A 20,671-nucleotide genomic window follows, 5' to 3' on the forward strand; every position below is an offset into this window, starting at 1 on the left:
GCGCGTCGGGCCTTCACGACATCCGCCGCCGGATCGCGAGCATCGCCAGCGACAGCGCGATCGTGCCGACGATGAACACGGCCGCCGCCGAGACGATCGCCGGGCTGATGTTCTCGCGGATGGTGGCGAACATCTGCCGCGCCAGGGTGCGCTGATTGGGGCCGGCGACGAACAGCGTCAGCACCACCTCGTCCAGCGACGTCGCGAAAGCGAACAATGCGCCGGAGATGATGCCGGGCAGCGCGATGGGAAAGGTCACCGAGCGCAGCACCATGGCGGGCGAGGCGCCGAGGCTCGCGGCGGCCCGCTCGAGCTGGATATCGACGCCCTGCAAGGCTGAGGAGACGTTGACCAGCACGAACGGAACGGCGACGACGGTGTGCGCGATGATGACGCCGAGATAGGTGTTGGTGAGCCCGTAGCGCGAAAACATCAGCTGCATGCCGACGCCGAGCACGACCGCCGGCACGACCATCGGCAGCAGGAACACGGTGCGCAAGGTCGAGATCAGCAGCGAGGCGCGCCTGCCGCGCAGGCCGAGCGCGGCGAGCGTGCCGAGCAACGTTGCAAGGGCTGTGGTCCCCGAGCCGATCAGCAGGCTGTTGACGATGGACAGCCGCCAGGATTCGGCGGTGACCAGCTCGCGAAACCAGCGCGTCGAATAGCCGGGAATGGGATAGTTCAGGAATACGCTGTCGGTGAGCGACAACGGCAGCACCGCGATCAACGGCCCGAGCAGGAACACGACGACGGCGATCGCGAACAGCAGCTTGATGAGCGGCAGCCATTTCATGCGCGCTGCTCCTCGGCCGAGGTCAGCCGGATGTAGACGGCATAGAGCAGGATCGTCATCGCCAGCAGGACGAGACCGAGCGCGCCGGCCATGCCCCAGTTCGCCGCCCCCGTGGCGTAGTAGGCGATCACCGAGCTGATCATCTGGTCGTTGGCGCCGCCGATCAAAGCGGGCGTGATGTAGTAGCCCAGCGCGGCCATGAACACGAGCAGCGCGCCGGAGACGACGCCGCGCATCGAAAGCGGCAGCAGCACGTGGACGAAGGCGCGCAGCGGATGCGCGCCGAGCGAGGCCGCCGCCGGCATCAGGTTGCGCGGAATCGCGATCAGCACGCTGAAGATCGGCAGCACCATGAACGGCAGCAGCACATGCGTCATCGCGATGACGACGCCGAGCCGGTTGAACATCAGCGGCACCGGCGCTGAAGTAAGGCCCAATCCCCTGAGCGTGGCATTGATCAGGCCGTTGTCCTGCAGCACGACATACCAGGCCGCGGTGCGCACCAGGAGCGAGGTCCACAGCGGCAGCAGCACCGCGCCGAGCAGGATCTGCCGGCGCCAGCCCTCGACCGAGGCGGCCACCATCGCGAACGGCAGGCCGATGAGGATGCAGGCCAGCGTCACCAGCGCCGAGGTCACGAAGGTCCGGATCATGATCAGGCGGTTGGCCGAGGCGCCCTCCGGCATCGCAGCGATATTGCCGGCGGCGTTGCGCTCGAGGTCGACGGCGGCGAGCAGGTTCTTGTCGGTCCAGGGCGAGGCCACGGCCTCGGCGATGGTCGTCCAATAGGAGGTCTCGCTCCAGCGCGAGTCGATCGCGGCGAGGTCGACCGCGCCGGAGCTGTCGAGCGCGCGGCGGGTCTTGCCGAGCAGGCTGCGGAAGCCGGACTGCGCGCTGTTCAGGCGGCGAACGAGATCGCCGAACTGCTCGTCATTGGCCAGCTTGCGGATGTCGTCGACGAACGCGGCCTGTGCGGTTGCAGGAGGCACGCTTATGCGGTCCCAGCGCGCCAGCGCCTTGTGGGTGCGGGGCAGAGACTCGGTCGCGACCGGATCCGATACCGCCGACTTCATCATCGTCACCAGCGGCACGACGAAGAACGACAGCATGAACGCCAGAAGCGGCGCGAGCAGCAGGGCCGCCTTCAGGCGCTGGGCGAGGTCTGGTCGCATGATCCCACCACCCAGACATCCGACGCCGCGAATGACAGCGCCACGTCGCGGCCGACCTCCGCCGCCTCGCTCATGCGGTCGCCCTTGATGATCAGCCGCTGCTCGCCGACTGACGCCACGAGCCGCACGTGGTCGCCGAAATAGACGGCATCGAGGATGCGGGCGGTGAGACGGTTCGCCGTCGCCGCAGCATGATCGTTGATCCGGATCGCCTCCGGGCGGATCGAAACCTGCACCTTGCCGCCGTCGCCGCGTACGACGCCAGAATGCGCCGACAAGGACAGCCCGGAGTCCGTGGTCAACCGCACGGCTTCGCCGGCGTGCTCATCGACCTGGCAGGTCAGCAGGTTGGTTTCGCCGATGAACTCCGCCACGAACGGCGTGCGCGGCAGCTCGTAGATCTCGCGCGGCCGGCCGATCTGCTCGATCCTGCCGTGGTTGAACACGGCGATGCGGTCGGACATCGTCAGCGCCTCGTCCTGATCGTGGGTGACGAACACGATGGTGAGGCCGAGCCGGCGGTGCAGGTCGCGGATGTCGAGCTGCATCTGCTCGCGCAGCTTCTTGTCGAGCGCGCCGAGCGGCTCGTCCATCAGCACCACCTGCGGCTCGAACACCAGGGCGCGGGCAAGCGCGACGCGCTGCTGCTGGCCGCCGGACAGCTGCGCCGGCTTGCGCTCGGCCATGGTCGACAGCTTGACCATGTCGAGCACGCGGGCGACGCGCTGCGCGATCTCGGGCTTGGACGTGCCGCGCATCTTGAGCGGAAAGGCGATGTTGTCGCGCACGCTCATATGCGGGAACAGCGCGTAGTTCTGGAACACCACACCCATGTTGCGCTTGTGCGGCGGCAGCCCGTCGACCCTGGCGCCGCCGACCTCGATCGTGCCGCTGGTCGGCTGCTCGAAGCCGGCGAGCATCATCAAGAGCGTGGTCTTGCCGGAGCCGGAGGGCCCGAGCAGGGCGACGAACTCACCGCGCGCGATATCGAGATCGAGATCGTCGACCACGGTCAGCGCAGCGAAGCGCTTGACCACCTGCCGGAACGAGATGAAGGGGGTATCCATGACGGAGGCTTTCGGCGCGGACCTCGCCGGGACTCATGCACGAGGAGGGCAGGCGCGCGTCGCGACGACGATCATCGCGCGCCCGGTTTGCTGATGCGGCGAGCCTCAGCGCGCCAGCCAGGCGTTGAAGCGCTTCGACAGCTCTTCCGAATTGTCGGTCCAGAAGCCGACGTCGAGCGCGATCGCCTGCTTGAGATTATCGGGGGTCGTCGGCAACTCGGCGGCGAATTTTTCCGGCACCAGCTTGGCGGCGGCGATGTTCGGCAGGCCGTAGGCGATGTATTCGGGCAGCTTGGCCTGGTTCTCGGCCTGGCTCGCAAACGCGATGAAGTTCATCGCGGCATCCTTGTTCGGCGAGCCCTTCAGCACCACCCAGCTGTCGACCGCGTAGATGCTGCCCGGAAACACGAAACCGAAATGCTTGCCCTCCGTGCGGTTGATGGCGCTGATGCGGCCGTTATAGACCGAGGTCATCGCGACCTGGCCGGACGACAACAGCTGCAACGGCTGCGCACCGGCCTCCCACCACACGATGTCGGCCTTCAGCGCGTCGAGCTTCTTGAAGGCGCGGTCGACGCCCTCCTTGGTCTTCAGCATCTTGTAGACGTCGGCCGCCGGCACGCCGTCGGCCATCAGCGCGAATTCGAGCGTGTATTTGGCGCCCTTGCGCAGGCCGCGCTTGCCGGGAAACTTCGCCGTGTCCCAGAAGTCCGCCCACGTCTTCGGCGCGTCCTTGATCTTGTCGCCGTCATACGACATGCCCGTCGACCAGACGATGGCGCCGACGCCGCAATCGCTCACGCCGGCCGGGATGAAGCCTTTCTTGTCGCCGATCTTGCTCCAGTCGATCTTCTCATAGATGCCGTCGCTGCAGCCGAGCTCGAGCTCCTCGGCCTCGACCTGCACCGCATCCCAGTTCGGCACCCCGGCCTTCACCTTGGCCTGCAGCACGCCGTAGCCGCCGTCCCAGCTCTCGTCGAGCACGGTGGCGCCGAGCTTGGCGGCGAACGGCTGGAAGTAGATCTTGCGCTGCGCGTCCTGATAGTTGCCGCCCCACGACACCACCGTGAGATCGCGCGCCTGCGCCGCCGCGGCGAGGCTCAGCACGGCTGCCGCAGCCACCAGCACCGTCTTCGAGACGGTGAGGGCCGCGCGTGGCGTCGCCCGACCCGTTCCGTTCGACACCTTCACACCCGTGGGGCTGGTCCGCCGTGAAAACATGCTCGATGATCCGTCGCGCTTTGAAAGGTTCAAAAAAGCTATCGGCTGTTCCCAGCCGTGGCAAGCGCGAGTTTTGATCGTGAGATGATGCCATTTTGGCGCTAGCGGCGGCTCGGCCGCGCCGCGGCAGGGCGTGTTGAGATCGTCCGCTGCCGGCGCCTGGCCTGGTCCGGCCGGGTTCACGCCTGGGGACGCGTTGGGGGCTTGCGGCCCTACAATCCGGCGCTGCAGCCTTGATCGTCCGGGCAGGCAAGCGCCGGCACCGGTTCGCTCTCCGCCGAATTGTCGACGACGAGGCCGAGCGCCGGTCTGCTCGTCGCCCGTGCACGGGTCGGAGCCGGCAGCCGCCGCGCTGCACCGTGTGCGCCGATGCGTTCAAAACCCTTTGCCGTCTTCTTCAGCCTGGCGGCGACGAGATGATTCAAAAAATCCATGTTGCAACTCCTTCGGTCGAATGACCCGGCGGCCTGGTGCGGGACAGGCCGCCGGGTCGGCGCAACGTGCTGGAGTTGGCGTCCTCCATTCCGCTGCGCTGGTCTGTGATCCAGTTCACAGTCGCTGAGAATTGATCGTGCCCCGGATCATCGGGGAAGCGTGATGAGGACGCCGACTGTCACTTGCCTCTACGAAACAAGAGACAATTGCGTTTCTCCGCGTCCGACATCATGCTTGTTCACATGCCGTTTACTCCGCAGGCTGCGCTGCCACCGTGCCGTGGCCGCCGTGCTGGGTCAGCGGCTTCATGCCGGTCAGCGTTCGCAGCAGCACGTAGAACACGGGCGTCAGGAACAGGCCGAACACGGTGACGCCGATCATGCCGGAGAACACCGCGACGCCCATCGCCCGCCGCATCTCCGAGCCTGCACCGGTCGATAGCACCAGCGGCAGCACGCCCATGATGAAGGCCATCGACGTCATCAGGATGGGGCGCAACCGGAGCCGGCTGGCCTCGATCGCAGCGCGCAGCGGCGTGCGCCCGGCGAATTCGAGCTCGCGCGCGAATTCGACGATCAGGATCGCGTTCTTGGCGGAGAGGCCGACGAGCACGATCAGGCCGATCTGGGTGAAGATGTTGTTGTCGCCCTTCGAGAGGTAGACACCGAACATCGCCGCCAGCAGCGCCATCGGCACGATCATCAGGATCGCGAGCGGCAAGGTGAGGCTCTCGTACAGCGCGGCCAGCACCAGGAACACCAGCAGGATCGCGAGCGGAAACACCCACAGGCCCGAATTGCCGGCGATGAACTCCTGGTAGGTCAGGTCGGTCCATTCGAAGGCGAAGCCCGGCGGCAGCACCTCGGCCGCGACCCGCTCCGCCGCCGCCTGCGCCTGGCCCGAGGAGAAGCCGGGCGCCGCTGCCGCGTTGATATCCGACGACAGGAAGCCGTTGTAGCGGATGGCGCGTTCGGGACCTGCGCTCTGTCGCACGTTGAGCAGCGCCGACAGCGGCACCATGTCGCCGGAGGCGGAGCGCACCTTGAGCTGGCGGATATCGTCGGCACGGGCGCGGAACGGCGCGTCGGCCTGCACGCGCACCGAATAGGTGCGGCCGAACTTGTTGAAGTCGTTCACGTAGTACGAGCCGAGGTAGATCTGCAGGGTGTTGAACACCTCGGTCACGGGCACGCCGAGCTGCAGCGCCTTGGTGCGGTCGATGTCGGCGAACAGTTGCGGCACGTTGACCTGGAAGCTCGAGAACACGCCGGCGATCTCCGGCGACTTCTGCAGGCCCGCCATGAACGCCTTGGTGACGTCGTTGAGCGCCTCATAGCCGAGCCCGGCGCGGTCCTCGATCTGCAGCTTGAAGCCGCCGATCGTGCCGAGGCCGTTGACCGGCGGCGGCGGGAACATTGCGATGAAGGCGTCTTGAATGCCCGCATATTTCTTGTTGAGCTCCATCGCCAGCGCGCCGCCGGACAGCGACGGATCCTTGCGCTCGTCGAACGGCTTCAAGGTCGAGAACACGATGCCGGCATTGGAGGAGTTGGTGAAGCCGGAGATCGACAGGCCGGGGAAGGCGACCGAGCTCTCGACACCGGGCTGGGTCAGCGCGATGTCGCTCATCTTGCGGATGACCTCCTCGGAGCGGTCGAGCGTGGCGCCATCGGGCAGTCGGGCGAAGCCGACCAGATACTGCTTGTCCTGGCCGGGCACGAAGCCGCCCGGCACCTGCTTGAACAGCACGGCTGTGGCGCCGACCAGGAGGACGTAGAGGATCATCACCGCGGCCTTGCCGGTGATCACCTTCGACACGCTGCCGCTGTAATTGTCGGAGGCGCGGACGAAGGCGCGGTTGAAGCCGCGGAAGAACCAGCCGAGGCTCTTGTCGAGGATGCGGGTGAGGCGGTCCTTCGGCTCGTGGTGGCCCTTGAGCAGCAGCGCCGACAGCGCCGGCGACAGGGTCAGCGAGTTGACGGCGGAGATCACGGTCGAGATCGCGATCGTCAGCGCGAACTGCTTGTAGAACTGTCCCGTGAGGCCGGAGATGAAGGCGAGCGGCACGAACACGGCGACCAGCACCAGCGCGATCGCGATGATCGGTCCCGACACCTCCCGCATCGCCTGGTAGGTGGCGTCGCGGGGCGACAGGCCGCTCTCGATGTTGCGCTCGACGTTCTCGACCACGACGATGGCGTCGTCGACGACGATGCCGATGGCGAGCACCAGGCCGAACAGGCTGAGCGCGTTGATCGAGAAGCCGAACAGGTGCATCACCGCGAAGGTGCCGACGATCGAGACGGGCACCGCCAGCAGCGGGATGATCGAGGCGCGCCAGGTCTGCAGGAACAGGATGACCACGATCACGACCAGCACGATCGCCTCGAACAGCGTGTGCACGACGGCCTCGATCGAGGATCGCACGAACTGGGTCGGATCGTAGACGATGTGATACTCGACGCCCTCCGGCATCGTCTTCTTGATCTCGGCCATGGTGGCGCGGACGTTGTCGGAGATCTGCAGCGCGTTGGAGCCGGGCGCCTGGAAGATCGGGATCGCCACCGCCTGCTTGTTGTCGAGCAGCGAGCGCAGTCCATATTCCGAGGCGCCGAGCTCGATGCGCGCGACGTCGCGCAGCCGCGTGATCTCGCCATGGGCGCCGGTCTTCACGACGATGTCGGCGAACTGGTCCTCGTTCGACAGCCGGCCCTCGGCATTGACCGAGAGCTGCAGGTCGAGCCCCTTGACGCTGGGCGATGCGCCGACCACGCCGGCCGCGGCTTCGACGTTCTGCGCCTGGATCGCCTTGACGATGTCGGACGCCGACAGGCCGTGCTCGGCCGCCTTCTGCGGATCGACCCAGACCCGCATCGAATAGTCGCCGGCGCCGAACAGCTGCACGTCGCCGACGCCGTCGATGCGCGCCAGCCGGTCCTTGACGTTGAGCACCGCGTAGTTGCGCAGGTACGTCGTATCGTAGCGGCCGTTCGGCGAGATCAGATGCACGACCATGGTGAGGTCGGGCGAGCTCTTCTTGGTGATGACGCCGAGCTGGCGCACGACATTGGGCAGCCGCGGCTCGGCCTGCTGCACGCGGTTCTGCACCAACTGCGTGGCCTTGTCCGGATCGGTGCCGAGCTTGAAGGTGACCGTGAGCGTCATCGCGCCGTCGGTGGTCGCCTGGCTGCTCATATAGAGCATGTTCTCGACGCCGTTGATCTGCTCCTCGATCGGCGTCGCCACCGTCTCGGCGATCACCTTCGGATTGGCGCCGGGATAGGTCGCGCGCACCACGACAGAGGGCGGCACGACGTCGGGGTATTCGGAGATCGGCATGGAGAACAGCGCGATCAAGCCGCCGAGGAAGATCAGCGTCGACAGCACGCCTGCGAAGATCGGCCGGTCGATGAAGAATTTGGAGAGGTTCATGGGAGGCCCCGTGGTCGGGAGATGTCAGCGTGTAGTGTGGATTTCGCTTGGCCTGTTTGGCTCGCTGCCGCCTCACATCCGGTGTCGTCCCGGCGAACGCCGGGACCCATACCGCGGACGGCCAATTGGTGAAAAAGACTGCGGGTCATCTTCCTTGGTCGACAAGCAGGGCCGGTGGTTATGGGTCCCCGCTTTCGCGGGGACGACAGTTGTGGTGGTCGCGGACAGCCGGGCCTCAATGACGATCAGCGCTGCGCCAGTTGCTTGTTGTCAGAGGCCGCCCCACCGCGTGCGCCCATCGCGGCCACCTGCGTCTTCAACAACGCACCCGGCCGCACCCGCTGAAGGCCGTTGACGACGACGCGCTCGCCGGGCTTGAGACCGGCGGAGATGATGCGCAGGCCGTCGACGCTGCCGCCGAGGCTGACCGGGCGATAGACAGCGCGCTCGTCGTCACCGACCACCATCACGAATTTCTTGTCCTGGTCGGTGCCGATGGCGCGCTCGTCGAGCAGCACCAGCGATTGCTGCTGCGGCTGGCCCATGCGCACGCGCGCGAACTGGCCGGGGATCAGCCGGCCGTCCTCGTTCTTGAACACGGCGCGGACGCGGATCGTGCCGCTCTGCCCGTTGACTTGATTGTCGATCAACTGGATGTGGCCGGATGCCGTGATACCGCCCGACGTCGTCATCTCGACGGGGATGCGGTCGAGATTGCCGCGCTTGCCCGAGCCATCGGCGATCGCCGACAATGCGCGCAACACCAGCTCTTCGGTGGCGTCGAAGCTCGCATAGATCGGATTGACGGACACCAGCGAAGTCAGCACCGGCGAGGCCGAGCCGGCGGCGACGAGGTTGCCGACGGTGACCTCGATCCGGCCGACCCGGCCGTCGACTGGCGCCCGCACCTGTGTGTAGTCGAGGTTGAGTTTGGCCGTCTGCAAGGTCGCCTCGGCGGCCTTGACGTTGGCGATCGCCTCGCGATTGCCGTTGTCGCGCTGGTCGTAATCGCGCTTGGTCACGATCGAATTGCCGACCAGCTGCGCGCCGCGCTCCAGTTCGTTGGCAGCGAAGGCGGCGCGGGCGCGCGCCGCTTCCAGCTGCGCCTGCGCCCGGTCGACCTCGGCTGCGTAGGGCGCCGGGTCGATCTTGAAGAGGACGTCGCCAGCCTTGACCAGCGAGCCCTCGGTGAAATTGGTGCCGAGAATGGCACCGGCCACCCGCGGCCGGATCTCGACCCGCTCGACGGCTTCGAGCCGGCCGGAGAATTCGTCCCACAGGCTCGCCTTTCGCGGCTCGACCACGGCAACCGTAACGGCGACGGCCTGTTCGGAGGCCGCAGCGCGGGCTGCATTCGGCGCGGAACTGAAGTTGAAATAACGGGAGCCGGCATAGGATCCGGCGGCAATCAGCAGGCCAGCGGCGGCGACGGTGCTCAGCCACCGCTTCAGGCGGCCGGAGGAACGAATTTCGGGCGAAGGCATTGGCGCGCTCCAGTTTTGTAGTGCTCGCTACAAATGTGGCGCTGGCAACCGGTTCGCAAGAGACTTATGTAACGGATGCTACGAAAATAGTAGCCCGACTTTCGGCGACTGCGCCAGATCAAAGAAATCGCGTTCAATAACAACTAGATAAGAAATCGGACGGGGCGGAGACGGAACAGGAGTTTTGCACATGGGCATCGGACGGCCCCGGACTTTCGATCGCGACACCGCGCTGGACCAGGCGATGGAGGTGTTTTGGCGCCATGGCTATGAAGGCGCCACCATCGCCCAGCTCACCGACGCCATGGGCATCAACCCGCCCAGCCTCTATGCCGCGTTCGGCAGCAAGGAGGCCCTGCTCAGGGCCGCGCTCGACCGCTACACGGCGCGACGGGAGGCCTGGATGGACGAGGTGCTGAGTGCGCCGACCGCCCGCGAGGTCACCGCGCGGATGCTGATGGGCGTCGCCGAGAAACAGACCGATCCGTCCAATCCGCCCGGCTGCCTGCTGGTGCAGGGCGGTCTCGCCTGCGGCTCCGGCTCGGCCAATGTGCCGTTCGAGCTCGCTGCCCGCCGTGCGCAGACCGAGGCGCAGCTCCGGCAGCGTTTCGATCGCGCAAAGGGCGAAGGCGATCTGGCTGCCACCGCCGACCCTGCGGCGCTCGCCCGCTATGTCTCGGCCGTCATCACCGGCATGAGCGTGATGGCGTCGTCAGGCGCCGACCGCGAGGCGCTGACGCAGGTCGCGCTGGTCGCGATCAAGGCGATCGAGGATCAGTCGGTCGCGTTTGAGAGGGCGGTCTGACGCCGCTCATGCGCTGGGCGACGGGCGCTCTTCCTTCCTGCCGGCTTGTGCTGATGGACGCGATGCGGTCCCCTGCGCCGCATCCTCGTCCCTCGCGCGAACCAAGAGCCTCCCCTCCATGCGTGTCTTCTCCGCCGCCCTTGCCACCGAGACCAACACCTTCGCGCCGATGCCCACGGGGCTCGCGACCTTCCATGAGCGCGCCTACTTCCCGGCCGGCCAGCATCCGGACAAGATGCAGATGCATGGCGGGCCGCTATGGGCTGCGCGCCAGGTCGGGCCGTCCAAGGGCTGGACGCTGATCGAAGGGCTGGTGGCTGCGGCGGTGCCCAACGGGCTGGTCACCCGCGCCGCGTTCGAGACCCTGCGCGATCAGATCCTCGCCGATCTCAAGGCTGCACTGCCGATCGACATGGCGTTGATCGGCCTGCACGGCGCGATGATCGCCGACGGCTACGATGATTGCGAGGGTGAGCTGCTCGCGCGCATCCGCGAGATCGTCGGGCCCGATGTGGTCATCGGTGCGACGCTCGACCCCCACGTTCACATGAGCGAGCTGATGGTCAGAAGCGCCGATCTGCTGATCTGCTGGAAGGAATATCCGCACACCGACATCCTCGAGCGCGCGCAGGATCTGGTGAAGCATTGCACCGAGATCGCCGAGAAGCGGCTGAAGCTGCAGAAGGCCCTGGTCGACACCGACATGATCGTCACCCTGCACACCACGCGCGAGCCGGTGCGCAGCTTCGTCGACCGCATCACCGCGCTCGAAGGCAAGGACGGCATCGTCTCGGTCTCGATCGTGCACGGCTTCGGCTGGGGCGACACGCCTGACATGGGCACCAAGGTGCTGGTCTACAGCGATGCCGCCGTCGATCCGGATGGTGTCAGGGCGAAGGCGCTGGCACGCCGCCTTGCGGACGAACTGATCGGCATGCGCGAGGCGGTGACCGAGCGCATGCCCGCCGTCGATGCCGCGCTTGACCAGGCCTTGGCGACAGACGGCACCATCGTGCTCGGCGATGCCAGCGACAATCCCGGCGGCGGTGCGCCCGGCGATTCCACGTTCATCCTGCGCCGGCTGCTCGACCGCAACATCGGCAATGCCTGCCTCGGTCCACTCTGGGATCCGATCGCGGTGCGCATCGCCTTCGATGCCGGCGTTGGCGCCAAGCTGCCGCTGCGGATCGGCGGCAAGATCGGTCCGCTGTCGGGTGATCCGGTCGATGCGACCTGGGAGATCAAGGCGCTGAAGGAGAACATGGTGATGACAGGCCTTGCCGGCACGCCCGCCAAGCTCGGCGATTGCGCGTTGATCGGGAGCAATGGCGTCGAGGTCGTGATCACGACGTTCCGCTGCCAGGCGTTCGGCACCGACTTCTTCACGCAGCTCGGCTGCGATCCTGCCACGCGCAAGCTCGTCGTGGTGAAATCCGCCCAGCATTTCCGCGCGGCATTTGCGCCGATCGCGGCCGACATCATCATGGTCGATGCGCCCGGCGTGGTCGCGCGCGACGTGACGACGTTGCCCTACAAGAAGATCAAGCGTCCGAAATGGCCGCTCGATGAGTTGCCACAACCATCGCGAGCATGATGTCCCAGAATGCGACGCTCACCGTGCCGCTGTTAAGGTTCGGAACGCGGCTGGAACGAACCGCGTCCGAATCGCTTGCGAGACACGGTTTGAAATCTGTTCACGGCTAGATGTCGTATCGCTCGGAGATGGCGCGCAACATGCAGCGCCAGCGATTCTGATCGCGCGGCTCGGCTTTCGCCAGAAGGTTAAAGGCGCTGAGGCGCGCCGGCGTTGTTGGAGAGGAAGCTACGACCCCGCATGCGGGGTCGGGCTCGCTCACGTCGTCGACGATCCGAACCGTCGCATCCACGCCGCCCTCAGACCGATCGGTATCGGCGCGAATGGCCCCGGCGGCGCGCGCGTGATCAGGGCGACCAGCAGGAGCGCGGCGATCGCCAGCCAGAAGCACAGCCAGAACGCGTCGAGATAAGCGAGCACGTTGGCCTCGCGCTGCACCTGCGCGGCCAAGGTCCCGACGGCGCGGGCCTTGGCCTGGCCGCCGCCATGCGCGGCGAAATAGCCGGTCAACCGTTGCAATGCGCGTGCGACGTCGAGATCGCCGCTCCGGATGTTGGGGCCGAGATAGGCCGAATGCACCTGCTCGCGCACCCGCAGCCACGTTCCCATCAGGGCGACGCCGATTTCGGCGCCGCCGAGCCGCATCACCTGGATATAGGCCGCAAAGGACGTCGCCCGCGCCGGATCGGAATTCGACAGCGCGAGGATGATGATCGGAAGCAAGGTCAGGGCCTGTCCGATCGACTGCAGCACGACGATGACGATGAAATCCTCGCGCGCCCAGGCATGGGTGATCTGGGTGCCGAGCAGATTGGCCGCCGCGAAGGCACTGAGACCGAGCACGACGACGATGCGAGGATCGAGATGGCGAAGCAGGACGATCGACAGCGGCACCAGCACGACCATCGGCAGCGCGCCGTAGATCAAGAGCAACGAGCCGCTCTGCTCCGGCCGCAACTGCGTGATGGTAGCGAGGAAGTTCGGCACCAGCGACGCATTCGAGAGGCTGGTCAGCGTGTAGAGCAGGATCACCACCAGCGACAGCCCGATGTTGCGCGAGAACAGCACGTTGAAATGCGCCCATGGCTGCGGGGCGAGCGCCTCGTTGACGAGGAACAGGACGAACAGCGCGGCGCCGCCGCACAGCAGCGCCATCACCGTGCCCGATTGCAGCCAGTCGAGCCGGTTGCCCTGGTCGAGACCGGCATAGATCATCGCCACGGCGCTGCCGAGCAACAGCATCCCGCCCCAGTCGGCGTTCTCGAGCAGCGCGCGGTTGACGGGCTCGGCCGGGGTGCCGAGATAGACCATCAGCGCCATCAGCGGCGCCAGCACGACGCCCTGCCAGTACAGCCACTGCCAGCCGAGATGCTCGACATAGAAGCCGACCAGCGAGGTCGAGGTATCCAGCGCGAAGCCGACCCGGATCGCATAGATCGAGATGGCCGGTAGCCACCAGCGGATCGGCAGGTTGCGGAAGATGATCATCAAGGTGGCCGGCACGAAGGTGCCGAGCAGCATGCCGTGCAGGATCGCGAGCGCGATCAAGATCGGATAGTCGCGCACGAACGGAATGATCAGGGACAGCACCGCATAGATGAGGCTGGGAATACCCAGCACACGGCGCAGACCGAACACCGTCGCGAGCCACGCCACGGCCGGCGCGATCACGATCTGCGAGCCGATCGCCGCGGTGGACAGCCAGGCGCCCTCGTCAAAACCGAGCGAGAACGCGCCGCGCAGATCGGGCAGGCCGACCGAGGTCAGCCGGCTGTCGAAATTCGCCAGGAACGAGCCGAGCAGGACGGCGCCGACGGCAAACAGCGGATGCGCCGCCTGGCCGCCGCGCGACAGCGGTCCGCGCTCGGTCTCACTTGGTGCCATCGGCCTGGCCGGCGGTGCGGATGTGGGTCACGACCGACATCCCCGGCAGCAGCCGCGCGAGCAGCGGCTGGTCGCCGTCGAGGGCGATGCGGACCGGAATGCGCTGTACGACCTTGGTGAAATTGCCGGTGGCATTGTCGGGCGGCAGCAGCGCGAATTGCGAGCCGGAGGCCGGCGCGATCCGCTCGACGCGGCCGTGCAGGCTTTCGCCGGGGAACGAGTCCACGGTGACCTCGACCGGCTGGCCGGGCGCGACATGGGTGAGCTGCGTTTCCTTGTAGTTGGCGATGACGAAAACATGCGGCAGCGGCACCACCGCGATCAGGCTGCTGCCGATATTGACGTAGTCGCCGACCTGGACCTGGCGCTGCCCGACGACGCCGTCGAACGGCGCGGTGATCCTGGTGTAGCCGAGCTTGAGCCGCGCGGCGGCCAGCGCGGCCTTGGCGCCGGCGAGATCGGCGCCGCGCTGCTTCTTGGTGCCGGTGAGCACCTCGAGCTGATGACGCTGCGCGGCGATCACCGCGCGGCTCGCGCGCACGTCCGCCTGTGCCTTGGCATAGGCGGCCGTTGCCTGTTCCAGCCGCTGCTTGGTACCTGCCTCGCTCTGCGACAGCGACTGCTGGCGCTCTTCCTCCTGCCTGGCCTGCACCTCGGCCGCGCCGGCCGAGACCTGCTGCGCTTCGGCCTGCGCGATGGTTGCGTATTGCAGCTCGACCTGATTGCTGAGGTTGTCGAGCGCCGCCTGTGCCGCCTCGACATTGGCCTCGGCCTGCGACACCTGTGCCTCGTAGTCGGCCGGATCGATCTGGACCAGCAGGTCGCCGGCCTTGACCTGCTGGAAATCGCTGACCGCGACCTTCGTCACCTCGCCGGCCACGCGGCTCGAGAGCTGCGTCAGGTCGGCGCGCACATAGGCGTCGTTGGTCGACTGGGTCGTTGCGTTGCCGGTCCAGGCGTTCCAGCGCGTGGTCGCGAGCGCCACGAAGGCGAGCGCTGCGATCACCGCAAGCAGCGGAATGCCGAGACGCGCCGAGAGCCCGGGCGCCGCGGCGGACGAGGGCGGTGGCGTCGCTGCAGCGCGCGCCGCCGCGTCGACGTTGCTCGGTGTTTCACTCAAGGGACGTCTCCCGCATCGGCCGACGCTGATCAGTCCGACGACTCGTACCCCATTCTGCGCCGCGTGCCACCTGGACTCTGGGTCGTGAGCCATGCGTCGCGGGGCATGGACATCTGCGCGCCGAACGGAACCCGCGGGCGATCGGACCGTGATGAACCAGCTAACAGGCCAGCAGGTTGAGCACAGGCACAGCCCGCGATCGCCGCGCCGGGATCGCGCCAACGACATCAGCGCTGGACTCGCTGCCACGGCCAGCCTGCGCATGATGTCCCAGAATGCGACGTCGTGCGCGCTCACATTAACGTTCAGAACGTGGCTTGAACGAACCGCGTCCGAATCAGCGGCGCAGCCCGGTACGAGGTCTGTTCACGGCTAGATGTCGTGCTGTCATCGCGTGACATCAGCTATTCGGCGTCACCTGACCGCAATCGGACGACCGGCCGGGTGCGAGAGCGTTAAGAGCGCGGAGCGGCCTGCCGCCAAGCGGTCGTCGGTGACGCCGGCCGGCGCGCGCTGCCCGGTTGCAGCGGTCGCCCCGCTGGGTCACATTTCTCATCCGCGACTCGATCCAGCCGTTTGCTGATCAGAAGGCCTTCATGCATGGATCACAAGGGAGCGATCCTGGTTGCCGGCGGCGCCGGCTACATCGGGGCTCATTGCTGCAAGGCTGTCGCCGGGGCCGGCTACGCGCCGGTCTGCTACGACAATCTGTCCACCGGCCATCGCCGCACTTCAACGCCGGCGGTGCCGACGCGTCAGGCCTGATCGGTGAGCTGCGCGATCCCGAGACGCACCTGATCCCGCGGGCGCTGACGGCGATCCTCGGCCATGTGCCGGACTTCGCGATTTTCGGCACCGACTATGACGGCACGATCATCCGCTCGGCCTGGACCTGACACCAGACCGCGCACCCGCGGATCGCGTGAGGCCGATGCCGCGTGCCTTGAGCTCGTCGGGGAAGCTGTTACGCCGCGGCGGGCGGCGTGTGCGCGAACTGGTCCACGAAGCTCATCTCCGCGCGCTCGTCGTCGACCGACCAGCAGCCGATCTCGGAAGCGCCCCGGAAGAAGTGGACGCTGTGCACCGGTGAGCGGACATCGTCGCCGCGAATGATCTGGAGCAGGGTCCGCGCCACGCGGCGGTGATCGCCGGGGAGCCTGAGGTCGAAGAATGCGTCGCCATAGCCCGGCAGGATGGTGCCGGTCGAATCGCGAACTTCCATGCGCAACTGTGCCATGCTCGCATTGAACGCCAGCAACGGTTTCCGCCCGGTAAATGCCGCCGGGCTCGCGCATGTTCGGATTTGCGGTGTGGTCTCACCATGAAGCGTGTAGCGCGCTCGTCGCCACCAGCGGCACGTGGACGAGGAGCATTGACAAAGAGCTGCCGTTCGAGAAAGCGGCCGGCCTTGTCAGCGGCGCATCGAGGATCACGTCATCGGCCGTGCTGGCGAATGATGATCGCCCAAGGGATCACCGGGTCTTCTCCAGCACCGGTCGCTCTGCGGTGACGAGTGCTGCCGCGGGTGCAATCCCTTCGTTGCGGGGGATCATCGGCAGTTCGACCAGGACACGCGTGCCGGTTGACTGGTTGGCGCTGACGGAGAGGCGGCCGCGGAGCTGCTCGACCATCCCCTTGATCATCCGGAACCCCAGGCTCGCGCGCGGCTGATCGATGTCGAAATCGGCCGGCAGACCGACACCATGGTCGGACACGCTGAGGTGCAGCCAGCCGTCGATGTCACGGGCGGAGATGTCGATCGTCCCCTCCCGGCCGGGGTAGGCATGTTTCACGGCGTTGCTGACCAGCTCATTGATCAGCAGGCCGAGAGGAACGGCATGATTGGCCGAAAGCCGTATCGGGTCGGAGTCGCAGCGCAGCACATTCGTTCCCGCGACCCGTTGCAGCCGGCTGCAGAAGTCATTGAGGAAGACGTCGACGTCGATCAAGCCGATCTGCGAGGCCCGCGAGAGATGATCATGAACCTGGGCAATGGCCGCCACGCGCGATCCTGCGTCTTCGAGGGCGCGCTTGGCTTCAGCCGAATGCGACCCGAACGACTGGACGCGGAGCATGGCCACGACGGATGCGAGGCTGTTCTTGACGCGGTGGCCCATTTCGCGCGTCAGCATGGCTTGATGGTCCAAGGCTTCCCGGAGCCGCGTCTCCTCATGCAGGCGCTCGATTGCAATCCCGACGATGTCGGCGAATGCAGTGAGGAAGGCAACGTCTGCCTCGTCGAAGCGGCGGGGGGCCGGACTGTCGACCTGGAGCACGCCGAAATAGCCGCCGCCTTGTCCGCCGCGATCGATCCGGACGCTGATCGACGTCTTGATGCCGCGGTCTACTGGAAGAAGTCCCGGTGTCTCGAAGCGACCATCAGGGGGGCCGCGACTGGTGATGATGGCTTGACCTGTCTGGAAGGCGCGGCCAGCAGGCGAGGCGCTGTCCACGACGAACGATGATTGCTCGACCGGGCTCGGCCATCCGTAACCCGCGTGGACCAGCAGTCTCTTGCCATCCGCCACGAATTCCATCGCCATCGTGAACGGTGCATTGAGGCCCTTGGCGCAGAGCGCGGTGGCGCGCTGAAGAACGCTGTTGATATCGCGGGTCTGCAATGCAGCACGACTGAATTCGGCGAGCACAGATTGTTGGATGAGCCTGTAGCTGCGTATGTCATTCCGGACGCCTGCCCGCTCGAGAAAGATCGGAAAAGCGGTATCTTGGCTCTGATGTCTCAACACGCGAATTCTCCAAAACAGGACGCACTCCGACTACAAATTCCCCACTGCTCTCTTCCTTACAATTTGATATTATGAGACTATTGTGTTGCTGTTCCCGGTCGGAGTCTGAGCAAAAGCGAACATGGGTCCAGTTTGCCGCAGCGCAATTCGTCGGGAGCCGAATCGAGGAGAATGGCTCCCCGGCGCGGGCAGTAGCACCTGACGCTCGCTGTGCCCCCCGCGCGCTCATCCAGAGGACCTTCCACGGAGAGCGGGCACTGATGCCGTGGCGAGAGGCGTGCTCATGCCAGCCTTTCAGTGGGCGGGGCAGCACCCTCATCACCGGAGACCGCCCTATGCGAGCCAGGCGGCAGGCCGGGTTGGCGCGTCGGCCAGATCCGCTCATTCGGCGGCAATTCTTTCCGCTCGGTGGTGTGGCCCACCGACAGCGAGCCGTGGGGCGTGTGACAGATGGATCCCGTCGAGCGCATCTGCCGATGGCTGCTGATGATGCACGACCGGGCCGAAGGGGCGGTGCTTCCGTACACGCATGAATTCCTGTCGCAGATCCTCGGCGCCAATCGCAAGTCGGTGACGCTTGCCGCGCAATCCATGCAGGCGGCCGGCCTGATCAGCTATCGTCGCGACACCATTCAGGTGCTCGACCGGCCCGGCCTCGAGAAAGCCTCGTGCGAATGCTACGCCATCGTCAAGCAGCGGTTCGATGCATTTCTCCAGCCGCCCACGACGGCGGTGCGCAGCCAGCATTGATTTGATGGTGGCGCGGATCGAGCAGGGCCAGCGCCAGCTCGATCTCGAGATGCACGGTCACTCGAGATGCACGGTCATAGGCTCTTGAGGGGAGCCTTGCCTTCAACCGACTTCACGCCTGCGATATGCGGCTGATCGTGCAGAACCACGTTCAGCAGGGAGTTGTGGATCACGAGATGGCCGTTGTAGTCGATGAAGCCCAGCTTGCGGAACTTGTTCATGAAGTGACTGACCCGCGAGCGGGTGGTGCCGATCATGTCGGCCAGCATCTCCTGGCTGACCTTCGCGATGACCCGCTGCGGCTTGCCGTCATTGCCGAAATTGGCCAGCAGCAGTAGCGCCCGCGCAAGGCGCTTCTCGCTCGAATTGAACAACTGATCGATGAGATCGGCCTCGACGCGGATCGTGCGGGCGAGGATGTGCGAAACGAACACCTCGGAGAACGCCGGCTGCTCACGCAGGGTGCTGATCGCGGCCGATTTGGTGATCCGCAGGATTTCGCTGTCCGTGATGGCCGACGCTGCCGACAGCCGATGAGACTGGCCGGCCAGGCACCCCTCGCCGAAAAAATCGTCCTGACCGAGCAGCGCGATGACCGCCTCCTTGCCCTGCTCGGAATGGACGACGATCTTGACCGTGCCCGTGATGATATAGAACAGCACATCGGCGAGGCCGCCCTGGGAAAAGATCTGCTGGTCCTTTCGGTATTTCCCGATCGTCCGGCCTGGGCCTTCGGTCTTCAGGAACACCGCCGGATCGAAAGCCTGCTTCTTTGGCTGCGGCTTTGCGGCCGTCGGCGGCTTTACGATGGGTCGCTTCGCCATGTGTTCTCCGGGTGAAACGCGAGTGCTGAATACTTCGAAACCGGATCTCGGCATAACAGTTGGGCAGGCGCGAACGCAGCATAGCGCCTTTCGCGGCCGCTTGACAGCGCAGCGCCTATTTCGACGGCACACGCGCAGCCGTTTCGTGTTCCAGTAACGCAGCGGAGCGAGAATTAGTTAATTCATGTTATCAGGCATTAGCATCGCACCGCTAATGCAGCGCAAACAGACCCAGCGCCTCGCGTACGTCGCGCAAGGTCGCATCGGTGACGGTGCGCGCCAGTTCGGTGCCGTGCCTGACGATCTCGAGAACATGGTCGGGATCACGCGCAAACGCTGCCCGCCGGTCGCGGATCGGCGCGACCACGGCCTGCAGCACGTCATCAAGTCGCTGCTTCACGACGCTGTCTCCGAGGCCGCCGCGGACGTAGCGCGCCTTCAGGTCCGCGACCGCCGCGTGATCGTCGTCGAACGCGTCGAGATAGGTAAAAACGACATTGCCTTCGACACGCCCCGGATCGGCGGCCCTGACGTGGCCGGGATCGGTGAACATGCGGCGGACGGCATCGCGAATCTGGTCCGCGGTGGCGGAGAGTGGAATCGTGTTGCCCTGTGATTTGCTCATCTTGGCCTTGCCGTCCACGCCAGGCAGGCGTCCGACGCTCGGGATCAGCGCGCGTGCCTCGGGGAGCACCTCCGTGCCCGCTTGGCGGTTGATGCGGCGGACGATCTCGTTGGTCTGCTCGATCAGCGGCGCCTGGTCCTCGCCGACCGGCACGATGGTCGCCCTGAAGGCGGTGATGTCCGCGGCCTGCGCGACGGGATAGCACAGGAAGCCGGCCGGTATATCGCGGCCGAAGCCGCGTGTCTGGATCTCGTCCTTGATGGTCGGGTTGCGCTCGAGCCGCGCCACCGTGACGAAGTTCATGTAGAGCAGCGTGAGATCGGCCAGCGCCGGCAGGTGCGATTGCAGGCAGATGGTCGTCATCTCCGGGTCGATGCCGACGGCGAGATAGTCGGTCGCGATCTCCAGGATGTTCCGGCTCACCTTGCCCGGATCGTGGGCGTTGTCCGTCAGCGCCTGGGCATCGGCCAGCAGCAGGAATTGCCGATGCGTCGATTGCAGCGCGACGCGGTTCTGCAGCGAGCCGACATAGTGGCCGAGGTGCAGGGGGCCGGTGGTCCTGTCGCCGGTCAGGATGACGGGACGTTCTGGCATTGAGAGAGGCATCGTGGTTCTCCAGAAGTGAGAACCGCCGCTCGATCGAGCTCTTCGATGCTGTTGATGACAAGAACCGCGTCGCAGGCCGATGAACGGCGGCGACGGGCGAATGAATGACGAG

Annotated in this window: 16 protein-coding genes and 1 pseudogene; 4 read left to right on the forward strand and 13 right to left on the reverse strand. The window is 66.1% G+C overall.

From position 1 onward, the window contains the following. Nucleotides 1–13: 13 nt before the first annotated feature. The 7 genes from QX070_RS08805 to QX070_RS08835 form a co-directional block, all read right to left on the reverse strand. Nucleotides 14–793: an ABC transporter permease gene (locus tag QX070_RS08805; RefSeq protein WP_315736497.1), complete on the reverse strand. Its 780-nt coding sequence runs from the start codon at nucleotides 791–793 to the stop codon at nucleotides 14–16. Next, nucleotides 790–1,902 (reverse strand): ABC transporter permease, encoded by a 1,113-nt coding sequence (locus tag QX070_RS08810; protein WP_315737055.1) that lies wholly within the window; start codon nucleotides 1,900–1,902, stop codon nucleotides 790–792. Before QX070_RS08810 ends, QX070_RS08805 begins: the two co-directional genes overlap by 4 nt. A 35-nt stretch (nucleotides 1,903–1,937) precedes the next feature. After that, on the reverse strand, nucleotides 1,938–3,032 hold the full coding sequence (locus QX070_RS08815) for an ABC transporter ATP-binding protein (protein ID WP_315736498.1): 1,095 nt from the start codon (nucleotides 3,030–3,032) through the stop codon (nucleotides 1,938–1,940). Nucleotides 3,033–3,137: 105 nt separating this feature from the next. Continuing rightward, nucleotides 3,138–4,253, reverse strand: a complete 1,116-nt coding sequence (locus QX070_RS08820; protein WP_315736499.1) for an ABC transporter substrate-binding protein — start codon at nucleotides 4,251–4,253, stop codon at nucleotides 3,138–3,140. A 212-nt stretch (nucleotides 4,254–4,465) separates the two neighbouring features. Further along, the gene (locus QX070_RS08825) at nucleotides 4,466–4,687 is read right to left on the reverse strand and encodes a hypothetical protein (RefSeq protein ID WP_315736500.1); all 222 of its coding nucleotides are present in this window, start codon (nucleotides 4,685–4,687) and stop codon (nucleotides 4,466–4,468) included. Nucleotides 4,688–4,937: 250 nt separating this feature from the next. Further along, complete coding sequence (locus QX070_RS08830) at nucleotides 4,938–8,120, reverse strand: multidrug efflux RND transporter permease subunit (RefSeq protein WP_315736501.1); 3,183 nt, start codon at nucleotides 8,118–8,120, stop codon at nucleotides 4,938–4,940. A 245-nt stretch (nucleotides 8,121–8,365) separates the two neighbouring features. Further along, the gene (locus QX070_RS08835; RefSeq protein WP_315736502.1) at nucleotides 8,366–9,604 is read right to left on the reverse strand and encodes an efflux RND transporter periplasmic adaptor subunit; all 1,239 of its coding nucleotides are present in this window, start codon (nucleotides 9,602–9,604) and stop codon (nucleotides 8,366–8,368) included. A gap of 190 nt (nucleotides 9,605–9,794) precedes the next feature. Here QX070_RS08835 and QX070_RS08840 point away from each other — a divergent pair, with 190 nt between their 5' ends. Next, complete coding sequence (locus QX070_RS08840; protein WP_315736503.1) at nucleotides 9,795–10,409, forward strand: TetR/AcrR family transcriptional regulator; 615 nt, start codon at nucleotides 9,795–9,797, stop codon at nucleotides 10,407–10,409. Nucleotides 10,410–10,527: 118 nt separating this feature from the next. After that, the gene (locus tag QX070_RS08845) at nucleotides 10,528–12,003 is read left to right on the forward strand and encodes a M81 family metallopeptidase (RefSeq protein ID WP_315736504.1); all 1,476 of its coding nucleotides are present in this window, start codon (nucleotides 10,528–10,530) and stop codon (nucleotides 12,001–12,003) included. Between the two features lie 258 nt (nucleotides 12,004–12,261). Here the strand turns inward: QX070_RS08845 and QX070_RS08850 are convergent, their stop codons facing one another. Beyond that, nucleotides 12,262–13,887 (reverse strand): MFS transporter, encoded by a 1,626-nt coding sequence (locus QX070_RS08850; RefSeq protein ID WP_315736505.1) that lies wholly within the window; start codon nucleotides 13,885–13,887, stop codon nucleotides 12,262–12,264. Beyond that, nucleotides 13,874–15,007, reverse strand: coding sequence for an HlyD family secretion protein (locus QX070_RS08855; protein WP_315736506.1), 1,134 nt, complete (start codon nucleotides 15,005–15,007; stop codon nucleotides 13,874–13,876). The genes QX070_RS08850 and QX070_RS08855 overlap by 14 nt, the downstream gene beginning before the upstream one ends. Nucleotides 15,008–15,607: 600 nt before the next feature. Here QX070_RS08855 and QX070_RS08860 point away from each other — a divergent pair. Then, a pseudogene (locus QX070_RS08860) lies at nucleotides 15,608–15,888 on the forward strand (NAD-dependent epimerase/dehydratase family protein); the annotation flags it as partial. A gap of 83 nt (nucleotides 15,889–15,971) precedes the next feature. Here QX070_RS08860 and QX070_RS08865 read toward each other — a convergent pair. Both QX070_RS08865 and QX070_RS08870 read right to left on the reverse strand, forming a co-directional pair. Then, the gene (locus QX070_RS08865) at nucleotides 15,972–16,265 is read right to left on the reverse strand and encodes a hypothetical protein (RefSeq protein WP_315736507.1); all 294 of its coding nucleotides are present in this window, start codon (nucleotides 16,263–16,265) and stop codon (nucleotides 15,972–15,974) included. 214 nt (nucleotides 16,266–16,479) lie between these two features. Continuing rightward, the gene (locus QX070_RS08870; RefSeq protein ID WP_315736508.1) at nucleotides 16,480–17,754 is read right to left on the reverse strand and encodes a sensor histidine kinase; all 1,275 of its coding nucleotides are present in this window, start codon (nucleotides 17,752–17,754) and stop codon (nucleotides 16,480–16,482) included. A 450-nt stretch (nucleotides 17,755–18,204) separates the two neighbouring features. On the opposite strand from QX070_RS08870, the gene QX070_RS08875 reads away from it, so the two are divergent. Continuing rightward, nucleotides 18,205–18,504 carry a helix-turn-helix domain-containing protein gene (locus QX070_RS08875; protein WP_315736509.1) on the forward strand — a complete coding sequence of 100 codons (300 nt, stop codon included), beginning with the start codon at nucleotides 18,205–18,207 and terminating at the stop codon, nucleotides 18,502–18,504. A 74-nt stretch (nucleotides 18,505–18,578) separates the two neighbouring features. Here QX070_RS08875 and QX070_RS08880 read toward each other — a convergent pair whose 3' ends face one another. Further along, the gene (locus tag QX070_RS08880) at nucleotides 18,579–19,328 is read right to left on the reverse strand and encodes a Crp/Fnr family transcriptional regulator (protein WP_315736510.1); all 750 of its coding nucleotides are present in this window, start codon (nucleotides 19,326–19,328) and stop codon (nucleotides 18,579–18,581) included. Between the two features lie 211 nt (nucleotides 19,329–19,539). After that, nucleotides 19,540–20,559 (reverse strand): tryptophan--tRNA ligase, encoded by a 1,020-nt coding sequence (gene trpS / locus QX070_RS08885; protein ID WP_315736511.1) that lies wholly within the window; start codon nucleotides 20,557–20,559, stop codon nucleotides 19,540–19,542. Between the last annotated feature and the right edge of the window lie 112 nt (nucleotides 20,560–20,671).

It is taken from the genome of Bradyrhizobium sp. SZCCHNR1093 (genome assembly GCF_032381175.1).
Classification (GTDB): Bacteria; Pseudomonadota; Alphaproteobacteria; order Rhizobiales; family Xanthobacteraceae; genus Bradyrhizobium.

What these genes read in the sequence shown, in the direction of transcription:
- QX070_RS08810 (WP_315737055.1), bottom strand. Translation starts at nt 1,902, where the DNA reads ATGCTGTCGTTCTTCGTCGTGCCGCTGGTGACGATGATGAAGTCGGCG.
- QX070_RS08825 (WP_315736500.1), bottom strand. Translation starts at nt 4,687, where the DNA reads ATGGATTTTTTGAATCATCTCGTCGCCGCCAGGCTGAAGAAGACGGCA.
- QX070_RS08845 (WP_315736504.1), top strand. Translation starts at nt 10,528, where the DNA reads ATGCGTGTCTTCTCCGCCGCCCTTGCCACCGAGACCAACACCTTCGCG.
- QX070_RS08850 (WP_315736505.1), bottom strand. Translation starts at nt 13,887, where the DNA reads ATGGCACCAAGTGAGACCGAGCGCGGACCGCTGTCGCGCGGCGGCCAG.
- QX070_RS08805 (WP_315736497.1), bottom strand. Translation starts at nt 793, where the DNA reads ATGAAATGGCTGCCGCTCATCAAGCTGCTGTTCGCGATCGCCGTCGTC.
- QX070_RS08840 (WP_315736503.1), top strand. Translation starts at nt 9,795, where the DNA reads ATGGGCATCGGACGGCCCCGGACTTTCGATCGCGACACCGCGCTGGAC.
- QX070_RS08835 (WP_315736502.1), bottom strand. Translation starts at nt 9,604, where the DNA reads ATGCCTTCGCCCGAAATTCGTTCCTCCGGCCGCCTGAAGCGGTGGCTG.
- QX070_RS08830 (WP_315736501.1), bottom strand. Translation starts at nt 8,120, where the DNA reads ATGAACCTCTCCAAATTCTTCATCGACCGGCCGATCTTCGCAGGCGTG.
- QX070_RS08880 (WP_315736510.1), bottom strand. Translation starts at nt 19,328, where the DNA reads ATGGCGAAGCGACCCATCGTAAAGCCGCCGACGGCCGCAAAGCCGCAG.
- QX070_RS08820 (WP_315736499.1), bottom strand. Translation starts at nt 4,253, where the DNA reads ATGTTTTCACGGCGGACCAGCCCCACGGGTGTGAAGGTGTCGAACGGA.
- QX070_RS08815 (WP_315736498.1), bottom strand. Translation starts at nt 3,032, where the DNA reads ATGGATACCCCCTTCATCTCGTTCCGGCAGGTGGTCAAGCGCTTCGCT.
- trpS (WP_315736511.1), bottom strand. Translation starts at nt 20,559, where the DNA reads ATGCCTCTCTCAATGCCAGAACGTCCCGTCATCCTGACCGGCGACAGG.
- QX070_RS08875 (WP_315736509.1), top strand. Translation starts at nt 18,205, where the DNA reads ATGGATCCCGTCGAGCGCATCTGCCGATGGCTGCTGATGATGCACGAC.